This is a genomic window from Amedibacterium intestinale, from assembly GCF_010537335.1.
Taxonomy (GTDB): domain Bacteria; phylum Bacillota_I; class Bacilli_A; order Erysipelotrichales; family Erysipelotrichaceae; genus Amedibacterium; species Amedibacterium intestinale.
Genome location: NZ_AP019711.1, coordinates 249,401 through 267,124, shown reverse-complemented (window position 1 = coordinate 267,124; position 17,724 = coordinate 249,401). Strand labels below are relative to the sequence as shown.

Annotated in this window: 20 protein-coding genes; 5 read left to right on the top strand and 15 right to left on the bottom strand. The window is 32.6% G+C overall.

From position 1 onward, the window contains the following. Nucleotides 1-93: 93 nt before the first annotated feature. The 8 genes from A9CBEGH2_RS01345 to A9CBEGH2_RS01310 form a co-directional block, all read right to left on the bottom strand. Entirely contained in the window at nt 94-570 is a 477-nt protein-coding gene (locus A9CBEGH2_RS01345) for a GNAT family N-acetyltransferase (RefSeq protein ID WP_197739436.1), read from the bottom strand. Continuing rightward, the gene (locus A9CBEGH2_RS01340) at nt 533-1,033 is read right to left on the bottom strand and encodes a GNAT family N-acetyltransferase (RefSeq protein ID WP_118276676.1); all 501 of its coding nucleotides are present in this window, start codon (nt 1,031-1,033) and stop codon (nt 533-535) included. Before A9CBEGH2_RS01340 ends, A9CBEGH2_RS01345 begins: the two co-directional genes overlap by 38 nt. Before the next feature lie 167 nt (nt 1,034-1,200). After that, nucleotides 1,201-2,412: a precorrin-2 dehydrogenase/sirohydrochlorin ferrochelatase family protein gene (locus A9CBEGH2_RS01335; RefSeq protein WP_118361257.1), complete on the bottom strand. Its 1,212-nt coding sequence runs from the start codon at nt 2,410-2,412 to the stop codon at nt 1,201-1,203. Beyond that, nucleotides 2,409-3,701, bottom strand: a complete 1,293-nt coding sequence (hemL, locus tag A9CBEGH2_RS01330) for a glutamate-1-semialdehyde 2,1-aminomutase (protein ID WP_163051194.1) — start codon at nt 3,699-3,701, stop codon at nt 2,409-2,411. Before hemL ends, A9CBEGH2_RS01335 begins: the two co-directional genes overlap by 4 nt. A gap of 13 nt (nt 3,702-3,714) precedes the next feature. Beyond that, nucleotides 3,715-4,674, bottom strand: coding sequence for a porphobilinogen synthase (gene hemB / locus A9CBEGH2_RS01325; RefSeq protein WP_118276679.1), 960 nt, complete (start codon nt 4,672-4,674; stop codon nt 3,715-3,717). Continuing rightward, on the bottom strand, nt 4,664-7,015 hold the full coding sequence (gene hemC, locus A9CBEGH2_RS01320) for a hydroxymethylbilane synthase (RefSeq protein ID WP_163051192.1): 2,352 nt from the start codon (nt 7,013-7,015) through the stop codon (nt 4,664-4,666). The genes hemB and hemC overlap by 11 nt, the downstream gene beginning before the upstream one ends. Further along, nucleotides 7,012-8,250 (bottom strand): glutamyl-tRNA reductase, encoded by a 1,239-nt coding sequence (gene hemA / locus A9CBEGH2_RS01315; protein ID WP_115714461.1) that lies wholly within the window; start codon nt 8,248-8,250, stop codon nt 7,012-7,014. The genes hemC and hemA overlap by 4 nt, the downstream gene beginning before the upstream one ends. 126 nt (nt 8,251-8,376) lie before the next feature. Beyond that, nucleotides 8,377-9,294 (bottom strand): aldo/keto reductase, encoded by a 918-nt coding sequence (locus tag A9CBEGH2_RS01310; RefSeq protein ID WP_115714460.1) that lies wholly within the window; start codon nt 9,292-9,294, stop codon nt 8,377-8,379. A 235-nt stretch (nt 9,295-9,529) separates the two neighbouring features. Between A9CBEGH2_RS01310 and A9CBEGH2_RS01305 the strand changes: the two genes are divergently transcribed. Both A9CBEGH2_RS01305 and A9CBEGH2_RS01300 read left to right on the top strand, forming a co-directional pair. Continuing rightward, complete coding sequence (locus A9CBEGH2_RS01305; RefSeq protein WP_115714459.1) at nt 9,530-9,769, top strand: hypothetical protein; 240 nt, start codon at nt 9,530-9,532, stop codon at nt 9,767-9,769. A 14-nt stretch (nt 9,770-9,783) separates the two neighbouring features. Further along, complete coding sequence (locus tag A9CBEGH2_RS01300) at nt 9,784-9,963, top strand: hypothetical protein (RefSeq protein ID WP_118276684.1); 180 nt, start codon at nt 9,784-9,786, stop codon at nt 9,961-9,963. 331 nt (nt 9,964-10,294) lie between these two features. Here A9CBEGH2_RS01300 and A9CBEGH2_RS01295 read toward each other — a convergent pair whose 3' ends face one another. The 4 genes from A9CBEGH2_RS01295 to A9CBEGH2_RS01280 form a co-directional block, all read right to left on the bottom strand. Then, nucleotides 10,295-11,389 (bottom strand): M56 family metallopeptidase, encoded by a 1,095-nt coding sequence (locus A9CBEGH2_RS01295; RefSeq protein WP_163104155.1) that lies wholly within the window; start codon nt 11,387-11,389, stop codon nt 10,295-10,297. A 4-nt stretch (nt 11,390-11,393) separates the two neighbouring features. Then, a complete protein-coding gene (locus A9CBEGH2_RS01290; protein ID WP_232057296.1) occupies nt 11,394-11,723 on the bottom strand; it encodes a hypothetical protein in 330 nt (109 codons plus the stop codon). A gap of 145 nt (nt 11,724-11,868) precedes the next feature. Continuing rightward, nucleotides 11,869-12,222 carry a hypothetical protein gene (locus tag A9CBEGH2_RS01285; protein ID WP_147360162.1) on the bottom strand — a complete coding sequence of 118 codons (354 nt, stop codon included), beginning with the start codon at nt 12,220-12,222 and terminating at the stop codon, nt 11,869-11,871. 160 nt (nt 12,223-12,382) lie between these two features. Continuing rightward, on the bottom strand, nt 12,383-12,601 hold the full coding sequence (locus A9CBEGH2_RS01280) for a hypothetical protein (RefSeq protein WP_163104154.1): 219 nt from the start codon (nt 12,599-12,601) through the stop codon (nt 12,383-12,385). A 148-nt stretch (nt 12,602-12,749) separates the two neighbouring features. Between A9CBEGH2_RS01280 and A9CBEGH2_RS01275 the strand changes: the two genes are divergently transcribed. Beyond that, nucleotides 12,750-13,970, top strand: coding sequence for a hypothetical protein (locus A9CBEGH2_RS01275; protein ID WP_115714452.1), 1,221 nt, complete (start codon nt 12,750-12,752; stop codon nt 13,968-13,970). A 100-nt stretch (nt 13,971-14,070) separates the two neighbouring features. Here A9CBEGH2_RS01275 and A9CBEGH2_RS01270 read toward each other — a convergent pair whose 3' ends face one another. From A9CBEGH2_RS01270 to A9CBEGH2_RS01260, 3 genes are all read right to left on the bottom strand, one after another. Next, nucleotides 14,071-14,313, bottom strand: coding sequence for a putative signal transducing protein (locus tag A9CBEGH2_RS01270; protein WP_115714451.1), 243 nt, complete (start codon nt 14,311-14,313; stop codon nt 14,071-14,073). Nucleotides 14,314-14,774: 461 nt separating this feature from the next. Next, nucleotides 14,775-16,049 (bottom strand): glucose-6-phosphate isomerase, encoded by a 1,275-nt coding sequence (locus tag A9CBEGH2_RS01265; RefSeq protein ID WP_163104153.1) that lies wholly within the window; start codon nt 16,047-16,049, stop codon nt 14,775-14,777. 18 nt (nt 16,050-16,067) lie between these two features. After that, nucleotides 16,068-16,421 carry a CvfD/Ygs/GSP13 family RNA-binding post-transcriptional regulator gene (locus A9CBEGH2_RS01260; RefSeq protein ID WP_115714449.1) on the bottom strand — a complete coding sequence of 118 codons (354 nt, stop codon included), beginning with the start codon at nt 16,419-16,421 and terminating at the stop codon, nt 16,068-16,070. A 138-nt stretch (nt 16,422-16,559) separates the two neighbouring features. Here A9CBEGH2_RS01260 and A9CBEGH2_RS01255 point away from each other — a divergent pair, with 138 nt between their 5' ends. Both A9CBEGH2_RS01255 and A9CBEGH2_RS01250 read left to right on the top strand, forming a co-directional pair. Beyond that, nucleotides 16,560-17,081 (top strand): gamma carbonic anhydrase family protein, encoded by a 522-nt coding sequence (locus tag A9CBEGH2_RS01255; RefSeq protein WP_163104152.1) that lies wholly within the window; start codon nt 16,560-16,562, stop codon nt 17,079-17,081. Then, nucleotides 17,075-17,713, top strand: a complete 639-nt coding sequence (locus A9CBEGH2_RS01250) for a lactate utilization protein (RefSeq protein ID WP_115714447.1) — start codon at nt 17,075-17,077, stop codon at nt 17,711-17,713. Before A9CBEGH2_RS01255 ends, A9CBEGH2_RS01250 begins: the two co-directional genes overlap by 7 nt. Nucleotides 17,714-17,724 lie beyond the last annotated feature (11 nt).

Here is a 17,724-nt window from a genome sequence, read left to right as displayed (position 1 = left end):
AACAGATAATTATTTATTTTCCTAGTATTTCTATAAAACTTATAAATTTCACAAGTTATGTATATTCTTCAGTTCTTCTATAAGATAGTTATTTTAAAAGGACAAAAACAACTCCATTTCATTTTCTTTTTTCTTAAACCCCTTTTGCTCATAAAGACGCTTTCCCTCTTCACTATTATGAAGCCACAGCCTTTTTATACCATGTACTTTACAATATGCAATCATAATATCTAAGATTTGATTCGCAAAACCATGATTTCTATATAATTTATAAGTATATATGTTTAATACATAACCTTCTAATCCACTCAAATTCTCACTGTGTGGAATACGTGTAAAAAGACATAAAGAACCTAGCGCAACAAGTTTTTCATTTTGGTATATTCCCCAGCTTAGCAAATCTTTATTTATATGTGCCAAATAGTATTGCTTGGTTGCTGCTTTTAGTTCAAAAATATTGTTATCCTCATGAAGTTCATCTAATTCTTCAAATAACTGTATTCGTAAACTTAAAAAATCATTTACTGCTTTTTCATCTAGCTGTACGACACCACATTCTATCATATTCATAATGATCCTTTCTCACCATCTCATTATTCTTGTTTCCTTTGTTTTTATACCATATCATCTCATATTCTTTTTCCCCTGTCTGCTCATCTATATTCGCACATTTAATCTGAAAACCTTCCCTTTGATAAAAATGAATGGCTCTTTCATTTCTCTGATATACACTTAAATATAAAAACTCATTTCGCTCTTTTACAAAGTTCAGTAAATCTTTTCCAATTCCTTTTGACTGCACCTCCTTTGAAACAAAAATACCTTCGATATATTCTTTATTTAAACCTATAAATCCCTGTACTTCACAATCTTTCTCATAAACATAAATTTCTGCCTGTAAAAACATTTCTTTTACCTCATCAAAATGACCTTTCCAATAATCCTTTGGAATAAAAAAGTGTGCATCTATATTGGAAATAAGCCATATATTCGCTACTTTTTCTAAATCTTGTTCTTTAAATTCTCTAATCATGCTCGCTCCTCTACCTTTTTATCTCTAATCTAAACTTGCATTTATCTTTAATTTTCCACAAATATTATACAGTATAATTTTTTCTTTTAAAAAGGCTTTAGTAAAAGAAAAAGACCAATGAAAAAGTCGTTTTGCTTTCTCTTTGGTCTTATTGTGTTTATATTCTTTTATTTTACTTCATCATTTACTTGTCTATCTAACAAGGAGAAGGGTTCCATTTCTACCGTATATCCTTGTTCAAGAAGTCGTTTAACAAAAGAGTCTTTCCCTTGCACGATATCTTTTTTAAAATGATAACCTCTTCCAATAAATAAAGGAATCACACATAATTCTTTTTTTGTAAAACTGTACATTGTCTCTTTCATCCATACAGCTTCTGCACCATATTGTCTACAAAGTGATTGAAATTCAGGATTTTTTTCATGCATAACAAAGATACACAGCTTTGTAGAATGTTTCTTTACCAGTTCCTGTATCCATATTTTCCATTTCGAAGCAGAAATCCAAAAAGGAAGAATCTCTCCATAAACACGGCATTGATGATATACATTTTGATACCATGTTCCTTTATTGACAAACAATAAGTCAAAACAAAATTGTATTTCTTTTAAATGTTTCGCAAGAAATAAAATTTCATCCAGTGAAAAAAGATGCGGGTATTCTTCTTTACATTTTTCATAGATAGGCAAAGAGGAGAAACAAGCCTCTATGTGATCATCTTCTGTTTGAATGTGCTGGATAAAGCGGGGAAGTTCTTTTTCCAGCAACACAGAATCTTTGCTGCCATGCAGGATTTCTATACGAACTTTCTTTTTTTCCAGCATATGCGCAATGCTTACAAGTTTACTTTCCGGATAGAAACTAATAACAGGTCGCAATGCTTTATATGTTTCTTCGTTTACACCATTAGAAATAATTGATAACAGCGTGAATATTTTAATATATTTATTTTTTATATCATCTACTGCTTCCTGTACTATCTTTTTTCCAAGTGCCGGTGCTAAACCATGGGTATCTAGTGCTAGCGTAAAATTTTCCTGTACACTTTGCATCATGGAAGAAACACTGACATTTTCATCCCTTACAGCACTTCCACATAAAATCCCGTTCTTTTTACAATACATAACGATTTCATGATTGTATGTTTCATCATTTGTAGCTGCATATACAAGAAAGGCATCGTTTAAAAAAGTAAGGGATAATTCTTCTTCGAAACAGATTGCTTTGCTTTTTTTAATTTCCTCACAAATAGTGAAAGCTACTACATATACATTTGCACCACTCTCTAAAAACTGTTTACATTTTCGATAAGCAACGTTTCCTCCACCTACAAGTACAACTTTTTTATTTCGAAGATGAAGATTTACACATACACTCATGCATACAGCTCCTGGATACTTTCCTGAAAAGCCTGGATGGTTTTTTCAATATCTTCATCACTGTGACAAGTATTTAAAAACAATACCTCAAACTGTGAAGGACTCATCATGATTCCCTTATCCAGCATTTTTATAAATACCTTTGAAAATGCTTCTGTATCGCATGTACATACATCTTGATAATTTCTAATTTTTTGATTTGTAAAAAAGATTGTCATTAAAGATCCCATCTGTACCACCTGGGCATCTACCTTGTATTTGCGAAGAATCGCATCAAAGCCCTGCGCAAGTTTTTTTATTTTCTTTTCCAGTTCTACATATACTTCTGGATGTTGTTTTAAATATGTTAGCTGTGCCAATCCTACATGCATAGCTAACGGATTTCCACTTAATGTTCCTGCCTGATATACATTTCCACTCGGTGTTACACAATCCATTATTTCTTTTTTACCACCATAAGCACCTACTGGAAGTCCACCGCCAATGATTTTTCCAAAGCATGCCATATCACAGGACACTCCATAATAAGAAGATGCACCACCAAATCCAATTCGAAAACCGCTAATGACCTCATCAAAAATAAGAACAATTCCTTCTTCGTCACAAATCTTGCGTAAACTGCATAAAAAATCTTTATCTGCAAGTACAAGCCCCATGTTTGCCGCAATCGGCTCTAATATAATCGCCGCAACCTCTCCCTTATTCGCTTCCACACAGGCTTTTACAGAAGTTATATCATTGTATGTACATACCAAGGTATTTTTGGTAATATCCTTTGGTATGCCAGGACTTGTCGGCATTCCAAATGTTAAGGCTCCTGAACCAGATTTTACCAGCAATGCATCATTATGCCCATGATAACATCCTTCAAATTTTATGATTTTATTTCTTCCCGTATAGCCTCTGGCAACACGAAGCGCACTCATCGTTGCTTCTGTTCCAGAATTCACCATACGTACGCTTTCCATACATGGATAAGCTTCCAGCATAAGCTGTGCTACTTCACTTTCCACTGGGGTAGGCAAGCCAAAACTAAACCCTTTATCCATTGCCTCTAACAAAGCTTTTTTAGCAAGAGGATTTTGATGTCCTAAAATAAGTGGTCCCCAGGAACTGATATAATCAATGTATTCATTTCCATCCACATCAAAGATATGAGACCCTATTCCTTTTTCGATAAAAATTGGTTTTCTTCCTACATTTCCAAAAGATCGAACAGGGGAATTGACACCTCCAGGAATCAACCTGCAAGCTTTATCGAACATTTCTTCTGAACGCTTTGTATTCATAAGTCACCTCCATTTATAATTTCTTCGCAATTTCCAATGCAAAATACGTAATGATCAAATCAGCACCGGCTCTTTTTAAAGATAACAGTGTTTCATAAATAACTTCTTCTTTCATTAAACCATTTTTTACCGCAAGTTTTAACATACTATATTCTCCACTGACATTGTAAGCACAGATAGGATAATCAAAACGCTGACTTGCTTCCTTAATGACATCCATATAAGCAAGAGCTGGCTTTATCATGATAATATCTGCTCCTTCTTGAATATCTGCTTCTATTTCTCTTAAGGCTTCTTTCCCATTTCCATAGTCCATTTGATAAGATTTACGATCTCCAAATCCTGGCGCACTATGTGCAGCCTCACGAAATGGTCCATAATAATTGGATGCATATTTTGCAGAATATCCCATGATTGGCAAGTCATAATACCCATGCTCATCTAATGCATTTCTTAAAGAAGCGATATGTCCATCCATCATATCACTTGGGGCAATCATATCAATACCTGCCTCTGCATAGGATAATGCTATTTTATTTAAGTATTCTAAAGTGACATCATTTTGTACAACACCTTGTTCATTTAAAATACCGCAATGTCCATGATCCGTATATTCACACATGCATACATCGCCAATAAGATATAATTCTTCATCTAGTTCTTTTAGTTTTTTGATTCCTTCCTGAACAATGCCATGTTCATGATAAGCACTTGTTCCCATACAATCTTTATGCTGTGGAATTCCAAATAAAATAACAGCACGGATTCCTGCTTCCTTTAATTCCTTTACAACTTCCTCTAAAGCATCTAAACCATATTGATATACACCAGGCATACTGGAAACTTCCTGTTTACCAGAAAGTCCTTCCATTAGAAACAATGGATAAATAAGATCTTGGGCAGAAAGTGCATGTTCTCTCATTAAGCCGCGAATCACATGATTTTTTCTAAGTCTTCTTCCTCTATAAAACATCTTTTTGTTTCCTCCATACTTCTTCAATTTTTTCTATACAGCCATCAAAAGTAGAGTAAGGTGCTGTATAAATATTTGTTATCCCTGCCTCTTTCAAAGTTTTTGTAGTTGCTTCTCCAATCGAGATAATCACAGGCACTTCTTCCTGTTTTAATAATTTAGCACATGCCTTTACCGCAGAAGAACAAGTAAACACCAGCATATCATAGTCCTTTATACAGATATCTTCATCTACACTGCATACTTCATTTTCATATACGATAACATGATGCAAAGCACTGCCTTGAAGCAATACACTATATAAATGTTCACTATACATATTTCCACTTAAAAATAAAACGGAATCTTCTTTCTTAAGCTTTTGTTTCAAAAACAGCGAAAGTGCATCAGCACAAAATACTTCTGGTACTTCCACCTGTATCAAATGCTCCTCAAATATTTTCGCAGTAGCACTTCCCACACAGTAAATTTTCATATTTCCTAAAGCACGTATATCCTGCTTGTTTTCTTTCAAGCTTTGAAACAGTGCCCATGCACTATGTTTACTTGTACAAACCAAAACATTATAGTTTTTATAATCCAGTGCAGACAAACGTTTCGTAAAGTAATGAATTTGTCCTGTTGATAATTCTGTTACAGCTGCTCCTTTTTCTTTTAGTTTATATGTCATAGAGGATGTTGTATGTGGTCTTGGATATAAAATGCGACATCCATAAAGCATTTGTTTCTCTACAAAGGATAATTCTTCATGTAACGAAACAACATTTCCCACCACAATCAAAGCAGGAGAGTCCAAAGGAGTCATGATCAGTTTTTCTTTAATATCTTTTAATGTTCCATATACTGTTTTCTGTGATGTCCATGTCGCATGGGAAATAACCGCAATTGGTGTAAAAGCATCTTTCCCACAAGCAAGCAGACGATCTACAATTTCATTTAGTTTACTTAACCCCATCATAAATACACAGGTATCCTTACTTTTGGCAATCGATAAAAAATCGATATCTGCCAATGCATCTTTTTTATCGTGTGCACTTACCACATGAAAACCACCGGCAACTCCTCTGTGCGTAATCGGAATTCCTGCATAAGCAAGACCGGCAAGAGCAGAGGATACACCAGGAACTACTTCAAATGCTATCCCCTGTTTTTTAAGATAAAGAGCTTCTTCCCCACCTCTTCCAAATACATAAGGATCTCCTCCTTTTAACCGTACGACACAGGCATACTGATGCGCTTTTTTCACCAAAAGTTCATTGATTTCCTCTTGTTTCATCGCATGATTTCCAGCTTGTTTTCCAACATAGATAAGCTCACAATCCTCTTTCGCAAACAAAAGCATATCATTTTCCAATAAGCGATCATAAAGGATACAATCTGCTTTTTCCAGCAATGCTTTTCCCTTTAACGTCAAAAGATCACTTCTTCCTGGTCCCCCTCCAACCAGGTACACCTTTCCATGTTCTTTCATATTATGTACAGCCTGTTTTAACAATCCCTGTTTTTCTTGATGAGAGCCTTCTAAATGCAGTTGCTTAAGATTGGTTCCATCCTCATTGCCATATACGCAATGAAAAGAAATATGATCGTTTTTATCTTCAAGATAAGCACCAATCGGTACATGACAGCTTCCTTCCATGGCCTTTAAAAAACCTCTTTCCATTTCCCATCGAAGCATTGCCTTTTTATCACTTAACGCATTGATTTTTGAAATAAGTGCAGAATCCTTTTTTCGACATTCAATTGCTAAAATTCCCTGTCCACATGCTGGCACCATTTCTTCTGGTGAAAAGATATAAGAAATACGATCCTGTAATCCTAAACGTGAGAATCCAGCAGCTGCCATGATAATCCCATCCAGCTGTTCTATTTCCATTTTCTGTAGTCTTGTATCCACATTTCCACGAATTCCCACACACTGGATATCTGGACGAAGCTTTTGTAACTGAAAAGCTCTTCGCTTGCTTCCCGTTCCTATACATGCATTCTTTTTTAACTTTTCAAAAGAAGTCGCTTCTCTTAAAATCAGTGCATCTCTTGCATCTTCACATTCCCACGCATGACAAAAACAAAGCCCCTCAGGAATTTCACTGGGCATATCTTTTAAGCTATGTATCGCAAAATCAATACGTTTATCCAAAAGCTGCTGTTCAATCTCTTTTACAAACAAGCCCTTATCCTTCATCTTATCTAAAGCGATATCTTGTATACGATCTCCTTTTGTTTTAATAACCGCAATTTCAAAAGTATCCAAAGGATATGCTTTTTCCAATTTTTGTTTTACCCAGTTCGTCTGTGCAAGAGCCAGTTTTGATCCTCTTGTACCTATCACATATTTCATCCTGCATCCTCCATCTCAAACAGTTTTTCTACCATTTCTTTATATTGTTCCTGTTTATCCACTTCTATCTGCTTTAATGTTCGAATCGGCTCTTTCATTAATCGATACATAGAAGCATGCAATGTCTTATATAAAATATATTTTTCTCTTTTTGTTAGTTCCAGTTTTCTTTCCAGTAAATCATAGGTACTTTGTATAACTTCATCGCATCGTTCCTGTAAACCTGCAATCGTTTTATCCATAGGAACAGATGCCATCCATTTTTCACAGTCCTGTACACTTTGTATGATGTGATGTCTTGATGCCTCTGCCAGCTCTTCTCTTTTTTTAACATTTGCGCATGCAATTTCCTGTAAAGAATCAATGTCAAATAATGTAATGTCTGGATGATATTTTAACTGTTCATCGATATCTCTTGGAGATGCCAAATCAAGACAAAGAAGTGGCTTTCTTCTTGTTTTCAGTTTTTCTTTGCAAATAAGTACATGCGGACATGAAGTTGCACATATTAAAACATCACATTCCTCAAGTATTTCATATCGTTTATCAAAGGAAATAATTTGAATATCTTTAAATTTCTCTTGTAAACGCATCGCATTTTTTATAGAACGATTCACGTTATATACTTTAAGAGGATGATGTTCAAATACATACTGCATAGCTAAGGATGCCATATTTCCTGCACCGATTACCATGACTTTTTTTCCTTCAATACCACCATGTGCCATTAACTGTAAAATTCCAATATAGGCAATACTTAATGGATGCTCACTAATTTTAAAATCTCTATGTATTGCTTTTGCACAGCGAATTCCTTCTTGAAATAACTTATGCAACACCTTATTGCATTTTCCCTGTTCCTTAGCAAATTGAATACTTTCTGCCATTTGTCCTAATATTTGATCTTCTCCAACTACTAAAGACTGTAATCCTGCACATACCTCAAACATATACGTAAGGGCCTCTGTTTCCTGTTTATGAAAGATTTTAAGATTCTTATCTTTCATATGAAAAAAATCTAAATAAAGCTCCTTCATCTTACAAAGCTGTTCTTCTTTCTCATACAAAAAATAAATCTCACTTCGATTGCAGGTTGATACAATCGCACCATATAAGATTCCTATATTCTCCATACAAGCATATATTTCTAATTTTTTTGTATCAGAAAAAGATACCAGTTCTCTTTGTGCTATAGGTACATATTGAAAGTTCGTCCCTACAACTGCAAACTTCATAACATAGCCCCGCTTTCTAAACTTACCTTAAGCATTATACATCTTCTTCTATACAACATGCAAATAGAAATCCCCTTTGTAAACCATATCAAACAAAGGGGATCTTAATCTTTTCATTCTACTTTATTATGGCAAAACCTTTTCAGTGCTTAAATACAATGCATACCAGTCTTCACGACGCATTTCAACATCACAGGCAGTACATAAATCCTCTAAGTGTTTGATGGAAGTCGTACCTGCAATGGGCTGCATTTGTGCAGGATGACGCAAGATCCAGGCAACAGAAACAGCTGCTTTACTGATACCGTATGTTTTTGAAAGCTCTTCTAACTTCTGATTTAAAGATACATAATTTGGATGATCTAGGAAACATCCTTCTTCCCATGATGCCTGTACAATAGACCATGGCTGAATCGTAATATCATGAAGCTGACAATAATCTAAAAGCATGCCATCACGATCAATAGCTTCCTGATCCTTCATATTTACATGGAAACCACTATCGATCATACCAGAATGTACAACATTAAACTGCAGCTGATTAAACAACAATTTTCCTTTAAAATATTTCTGCAGTCTTTCGATTTGATAAGCATTCATATTCGATACGCCAAAATAGCGCACTTTACCAGAAGCCTGCAATTCATGAAATGCCTCTGCCACTTCTTTTGGATCCATCAAAGCATCTGGACGATGCAACAACAATACATCAATATAACCACATTGCAAACGCTCTAAGCTGTTTTCTACACTTTCTAAAATATGTTCTTTACTAAAGTCATAATATCCTTTACAAATACCACATTTTGTTTGAATGATCATCTTCTCTCTTAATTCTGGACGTTTCTTTAAAACTTCTCCAAAAAGTTCTTCACTTTTTCCACCGCCATAAATATCTGCATGATCAAAAAAGTTAATTCCAAGGGAAAGTGCTTTATCCACTAATGTTTCTAACGCATCTACCTGCATATCGGCAATTCTCATGCATCCAAGCGCAATTCTTGAAACCGTTAAATCAGTACCTTCAATTTGTTTGTATAACATTTTGTTTCCTCCTTGTATCATGTGATGATACACTATTAATATTTTTTGTTACCTCTTACATTATAACAAATTCTTCCATTAAAAATAATATGAAACATACTTTGTAACAAATAGAATCTATTGTTACTTTTATACAAAAGATAAACGATTATTTTATACTCATTTGTATATTCTTCATAAACTCTTTATATGATTTCTTTATAATATCAGCTAGTAAACAAAAGGAGAATCCATTATGAATAAAAAAAAGATGTGTTTTATTTTGATAGGAACAGGAATTATCATAATGACTATAGCTAGTAGTGATATTACAAGTATACTTTCCAGCATACTTAATACGATATTTAATATGAAATTACCAGATGTCTTTTTTAATTCCTTTGTTTTTCGGGCAACTCTTATTGGTATAGGAGCTATTTTTACACTATCTGGTGGATTGTTTTATAGACACATGATGAAAAACAACAGCTTATAATATCAGGAAGTATAATGTTAGATTCTGTAATAGCCTATATAGGAGAAGTGTTCTTAGATGCTGTGATTGATAAATCACAAAGTATAAAGATTTCAAAGAAAAAAAGAATTATTTATACCATAATATTTTTATTAATAACTCTTTTTTATGTTGCCTTGTTTTTAATTATTACGCATATCGCAATCTTCAATTAGAATCTCGACCGGTCTATATCAATCAAAATGTTTGTTGTTAGTTTTATTTTGATAATAACATTTCTTGTTTATGGAAAAGAGATAATCAGCAAAAGAAAAGAGCGAAAAAGCGAAACAAACATGAAGCAATAAAAACATTCTTTTAAAAAGCTAACAGCTTTATTATAAAAGCAGTAAAATAATTAAATAAAGTTTGTATCTTACCTCCCTGTTTCTGGGATTTGACCTCTTCAGCTCTGTTTAAATCATGTTTATTTTTATACTCTCTCTATTAAAATCAAGTATAAGTACAAAGAACAAGTTGCGATGATTTCTATCATAATTTTTTTCTTTACTCTTCTTCTACAATCTTTAACCCTCTAAGCGCTGAATCATAAATATTGTCAATCTTAGCCTTTTGCCCAGCAACTACTAAAGAATAACTTCCATCTTTATGATGAATGATATATTGAAATTCGCTTTCATCTATAGTTCCCTTTATGACAGGTGAATTTGAATAATATGGCTCTAAAATAATTGAATTTGAAAGTATTGGTACAAACAGCAATATCAATAAAACTAGCTTACTCGTTTTCTTTTGAAAGTTTCCTTCTAAAAGATAATGAATTCTATAGGATAATGTTTTCTTATTTTCTTTCAACAGACAAGTTGAAAATAGTTTTAAAGAAGTTAATTCATTAGAAATTTTCCTCTGAACTGATATCAAGGTTTCAGCATAGCTCAAACTCTCATAATGACTGATAGATGTTATAACTTTTGAATCAGCTCTTAATTCCAAAAACAAATCAATTTCATTCTGTAACAAATATATGGGAGGAAACCACCAGTATATAATTGTTAGTAATTTAATAACCTGTTTTATATAAATATCGTGTGATTTAATATGATATGCTTCATGCAGTAATATATTGCGTAATTCCTTTTTTGAAAATGGAATATCCGGTAGTAAGATTGATTCTTTAAAGCCTAATACCATTGGAGAAGATATGTAGGGCGAAATGTAAACAGCAAAATCGTTGCCATCATATCTATCTAAAAAGTCCGAAATCTTTTTTTGTTCACATTTTTCCAAAATAAGATTGTGCAGATATCTAAATTTTTTCAGCCTTCCAACATAAATTACGATACCTATAAACACTCCTAATAACCAGCCAATAATCAATAAATCCATGATCTTAATATGATAAATAATCTCATAATTTAGTAATTCCCATATTGGATTCATTACAACAGGAAAAGGAACTGTTATTGTAAAAGGAATTTCTATAGGAATAAATATTCTTAACAGGATAAAAAATACTAAGACTGATAAAAAATCAATTCGAAAAAGTTTAGACCCCATCTTTCGTGTTAGTATCAGATAAAATAATAAAATTAAAACAGAAGAAATAACTAAAGTAATAAACAGTGATGATGCTGTAATCATATTTTTATCCTTTTAGTTCTTTCTTTTTTTCTTTTATTAATTCTTCCAGTTCATCTAAAGATGATATGTCTTCACTAAACCTTATATAATTTGATGCTAACTGATAGCTGGTCTGATCATTTATATTTTTTGTAATATAATCAGCTTGTGAAAATGCAGGTTTATATTTTCGAGTAATTGAAGTTTTATTGTATCCTATTCCACTTACTTCAACATAATTCATTTTCAAAAGTCTTTGTAAAACCTGCTGAATCGTATAAATACTTACATTACCAGCTAGTATGCATATATCATTCGCAGATAAATCAACTTCACTGTTCCATAATATCTCCATAACCAGCTGCTCTCTTTTCGTCAATTGTTTTCTGTTCAATATAATCACTACCTATCCATTTTGTAACAGTTATTGCGTATTTTCCAAAAAATCTATAGCTTTATTTTAATTGCTATTTTTAACAATCCAGTAATAATTAAAACTGCTATTTATACATCCAGTTGCAAAATTTTGTCTTTATTTCTTCTTGTAAAAAATTTAATATAATTCCATCATGCGTTGAATCATCGTTATACGCATAATTATCTTTGAACTCAGATAAACTTACGAAAATTGTTTTATAATAAGTTTTCTTTTTATCTAATTCATATTCCCATATTTCATAGGAAAAGATTTTTTTTATATAATCATAGTCTACATAAAACTCAAAGACGTGATGATTTTTATTTACATCGCATATTGTGGCGTAGTGAATTTCTCTTTTACCTACACTCATTGAAAAATAGTTTGAATCATTTTCGTCAAAATCTGATTCATATGTTAAATCAATTTTATCCATAATTACATCTCTGAACCCACTTTCTCTATAAGGTATGGCATAAAGCCCTGCATTTTTATAAAGCCAATAAAGCACATTATTTTATCATAGAATTCCATATATTCAATAAAAAGCCACACTTTCTAAAATTAATAATACAGATTGTTAGATTGAAGTAAGGCTATCTTTGTTTATTTAGCTTTGCTAATTCTTTCCAAATGAGAAAACCAAAGAAAGCAGTAACAAGTGTATTTAAAGTGATTGCACCATAGATCCATCTATCTGCTTGTCCAGTGTAATCATTTAATGAACCAACCAAAGTTTCAAATAAACCACCTCCTAGAAATAAACATACTGCAATAATGAACCATATTACGATAAACAGAATTTTTCTTTCCATAGTATACACCTCCATTTTTTTATTTAACTTCTAACTTTATTATAAGACAAAAATAAAAAATAGCAAGTATTGTAATAAATAACAATAGATGCTATTATTTATTTAGAAAAGAGATGTGTAATAATCATTAGATAAAGGAGAAATCATTATGTTTAAAAAAATATCGACACTGCTTCTTTCTATTCTTACTTTTATCTCGTTTTTACCTTTTCAAAGGCATGTAAAGAATGAGAATTTGATGAAATATGCTTTCATACGTTGCAGACGTCTTTTTCTAACTTGTGTCTGCGTGTTTTTACTTACAGCATGTAGTTTTTCAGATAATAAAATAATTCTAAATACGAAAGATTTTGATTATTCTATGCCAAAAGTTGAGGAACTTAAAAAAGCGGATAAGAATGATTTATTAAAAAATTCTATACCTATCGACTGTATGATGGTTCCTTTAAAATTGACTAATAATAATGTACTCATAGGAACTGAAAAAAGAATCATTAAGTCTTATGATATAAAGAATAAAAAAGAAGAAGTATTATACACTATGAAAGAACAGTCTGAAACGGATACAATTGGAATATTAGCTGTATCGGATGACTATTTAATTTTTCGTGAAATAGTAAATGGAAACAATTTCAAATATTATGTATATGATTTTAAATACAAAGAATCAACTTTAATCAAAGAAAGCAAGGAATTAAGTACTTTAGTTTTTGATGAAGCAGTTATCGACAATGATAAAGCATACTTATTCCTATGTGATAAGACTAATGATGAACAAGGATTCACTTACAATGGTTATATATATGATTTCAAGTCTAAAAAACTGAATATCTTTGAAGATAAAGAATCCGTTAGTTTTCCTTGTTTCTTGAATGATAAACTATATTATCTGCAAATAGATAATGAAGAATTAACTACAGAACTAGTTCAATTTGATACAGACAGCAAAGAAAAAGAAATCTTAATTAAAGGGAATCTAAAAGAAGGATATATATCTGAATTAAAGTCAGATGGGGAAAAGCTGTATGTCTTTGTAACCAGAGAAGATAGTAAAACATATTGTTTTGAATACTACCCAGATAAAGATGAGATAGATCCATATTTCGCAATGAATTCAACTGATGGTTTAACAGTTTCCAAGAGATATATTACATGGATTAATTGGGATTCTCCAGATAGTAGATTGCATACGATGTATTATATCTTTGATACAAAAAACAACCTTCTTTATGATTATGAAGGCAGTGAGATAGTACAAGCTGATAAGCAGATGGTATGGTCTAAATTCTTAAAAGATGAAAAAGATATTCCAAAAGGAGAAATCTTTAAAAAAGGCAATGTTCAATTGATGTGGTACCCTTTTGATTGATTCTTTGTGACATTCATCATCTTGTAAAACAAATAGCATCCTAATTTTATAGAAACAAGAAAAGTGCCTTTTCAGGCACTTTTCCGCTATATTCATGCAGTTAGTTTTCCCCTAGTAAATTAATTATTCCTACTGATCTATCATAATCATCTTTATGTACATATATTCGATACTGACAACTGACAGTTGGATTTCCATGTCCTGAACCAAATACGGTATTTGTACCAGTATCTGTTTTTATATAATAAGGAATATTATTTGCTGCCAACAGACTTCGAATCTGTGCCTGTTGTTCCATAGAATACGTAGAAATCAGTTCTTTTCTATTAAATATTGTAATCATTTTTCTGTACCTCCTATTCTTTCTTTTCTTCAATATATCATTCTCTTTATGAGGATTCAATATCTTTAAGATAATGAGGGTATTTTTATTTCTAAGCTTAACAACAAAACTACCATTTAGAGATAAAAAGAAAGCTATTTTCTTCCCTAGAAATGGATTAATATGTAGAGCAGTGAAAATTAAGGAACCTTTGATCTAGATATAGAATTAGATTTATTGATAAAAGATAGACAATTTAAATTAAAACTGTCATCAAAGTGTAAGATAAGAGAATTCGACCAACATTTCAGGAAATGCAACACTAAATTCTTAGGTTATATTTATCACCAATAAACAAAAAACAATAAACTAGACGCTTGAAAATCAGCGTCTTTTCTTATAAAATACCAAAATTTATTCTGAATTACATCTATACAGAAAAAGTGCCTTTTCAGGCACCTTTTATGTTATATATATACTTCTTAGTTTTTCCCTAATAAACGGAACATATTTTTCTTATAAACTTCTACACCTGGCTGGTTAAATGGATTAATATCTAACAAATAACAAGTCATTGCACAAGCTCTGAAGAAGAAATAGCACATATATCCAAAGCTTTCTGCACTCATATCGTCCATTGTAAGAATTAAATTTGGAACTCCACCAGTTACTTCGTGTGCTTCCAATGTTCCCTGACAAGCCATTTTATTTACCCAGTCAACAGATTTTCCAGCTAAATAATTCATGCCATCTGCATTTTCAGGATCACTTGGGAAAGTTAAATCTTTCATAGGTTTATCTACTAACAATAAAGTTTCATATAAAACTTTCTTACCTTCCTGAATAAACTGCCCCAAAGAGTGTAAATCTGTTGAGAAATTTGCACTTGTAGGAAGATTTCCTTTTTCTTCTTTTCCTTCACTTTCTCCAAACAATTGTTTCCACCATTCCGCAACCATGGTCATCTGTGTTTCATAGCTTACAAGCATTTCCACATTTTTACCTTGATTTTCTAAAATTCTACGACATACGGCATATGCATAGGCATCATTTTTTGTTAAATCTGGATCTGCCATATCATCATATGCTTTTTTCAATCCATTCATGATCGCATCAATATCAATTCCAGCTACGGCAATTGGGAATAAACCAACTGGAGTAATCACAGAGAAGCGTCCTCCAATATCATCAGGGATGACAAATGTTTCATACCCTTCTTTATCCGCAATCGCTTTTAAAGTTCCTCTTGCTTTATCTGTTGTTGCGACAATACGTTTACAAGCTTCTTCTTTTCCATATTTTTCTTCCATAAACTGTTTCAAGAAACGAAATGCCAAAGAAGTTTCTGTTGTTGTTCCTGATTTAGAAATAACGTTAACACACACTTCTTTATCTTTGATATAATCCAATACCTGTGCAATATAAGAAGATGAGAATGTATTTCCTAAAAAGATCATTTCTACTTTATCTTTACTGTAAAGCCCATTGATCATTTCAATCGCAGCACGTGCTCCTAAATAAGAACCACCGATTCCACATACAACACATACTTCACATTTGTTTCGAATTTCTGCAGCTACTGTTTTAATTTTTTCAAATTCTTCTTTATCATAATTGTTTGGCCATTCTACCCATCCAACAAAATCATTTCCTTTTCCTGTTTTGTTCATCAATGCTTCATGATGAGCATTTACTTTATCCTGATAAGATAAGATGTCCTCTTTCAAAAACGCATGTTTTGTGTCTAATTTCATCATAATTTTAATCTCCTTACTTTATGAAACAGCTTCATTGATCCACTCCGGTAGCTTTTCTGCCAAAGATGAAAATCCTATTTTCATTTCCGGAAGTTCTTGAATGATGCGGCTTTTTCCAAACGAACGCGGTTTCTTTTTTGCTACAGCTTTTAAAGATAAACGAAAGTGTGTATTGTCTTCATCCACATCCAGAATCTTAACCCTAACACGCTGATTAATTTTTACATAGGTATGTACATCACGTACAAAGCGCTCACTAATTTCTGAAATATGAATCAATCCGTTATGTTGACTGTCCAAATAAACAAAAGCCCCATAAGGTTTGATACCCGTAATAACACCTTCCACTATTTCTCCTACCATGTAGCGCATATGACCACCTCGCTTCATTCTTATTTATTATACCACGATATCCCTTATTAGAAAAAGACCATAGGACAAATTATCAAAAAAGATATATCTCTATTTCCATTTTCAATTTATAATAGAATTAGAAAAGGAGATGTCATTATGATAAAAAAGTATAAAGAAACATATCCTACTATTCATGATTCCTGCTTTGTTGCAGAAAATGCTGTCGTTATTGGAAAGACAACGATACAGGAAGGAAGCAGTGTATGGTATCACAGCGTCATTCGCGGCGATAGTGATGAAATTTACATAGGAAAGGATACAAACATCCAAGACAACTGTACCTTACATACTGATTTACATCATACGTTGTACATTGGAAATCGTGTAACGATTGGTCATCAGGCCATCGTACATGGGGCACATATAGAAGATGAAGTATTGATTGGTATGGGAGCTATTATTTTAAATGGGGCACATATTGGAAAACACAGTATCATTGCGGCTGGTGCGCTTGTCCCTGAAAATATGATAATTCCTGAAAACAGTGTTGTTATGGGATGTCCTGCAAAAATAAAAAAAGAAATCACTCAAGAACAGATAGAAAGCATTTTACACAATGCGAAACACTATAAAGAGTTAGGACAGGAATACAAAGAAATGGAGGATACACAATGTTAGAACCAAAACAAGAATTTATTAATTTACGTGTAAACAAATGCAAAGAAGCATTAGAAAAGCAGCATATCAAAACATATATTACAGAAAACAAAGAAGAAGCCAATCAGCTGGTAAACAGTTTAATTGAAGATCATAGCCTTGTTTGTGATGGTGGTTCTATGAGTCTTCAGGAATGTGGCATTATTGAAACTTTACATCACCGTAACATAACCTTCCACTCTCACAGCGATCCTGCAATGAGCAAACAGGAAAGTGATGAAGAGGCACGAAAAGCTTTTTATGCAGATACGTTTCTATGCAGTGCCAATGCGATTACCATGAAAGGAGAACTTATCAATGTTGATGGTCATGGAAATCGTGTGAGTGCGATGATCTTTGGACCTAAACAAGTCATTATTGTTGCCGGATATAATAAAATCGTAGAAGATGAACAAAGTGCTATACAGCGGATACGTACGATTGCTGCTCCTGCAAACTGTATGCGTTTAAATAAAAAAACACCATGTCGTTTTACAGGCAGCTGTACACAGTGTTATAGTGAAGATCGTATATGTTCCAGTTATGTAAAAATAAATTACGATAAAGAAGATCGTCTTCGTGTAATTTTAGTAAAAGAAAACTTAGGGTATTAAAAAAGGGCAAT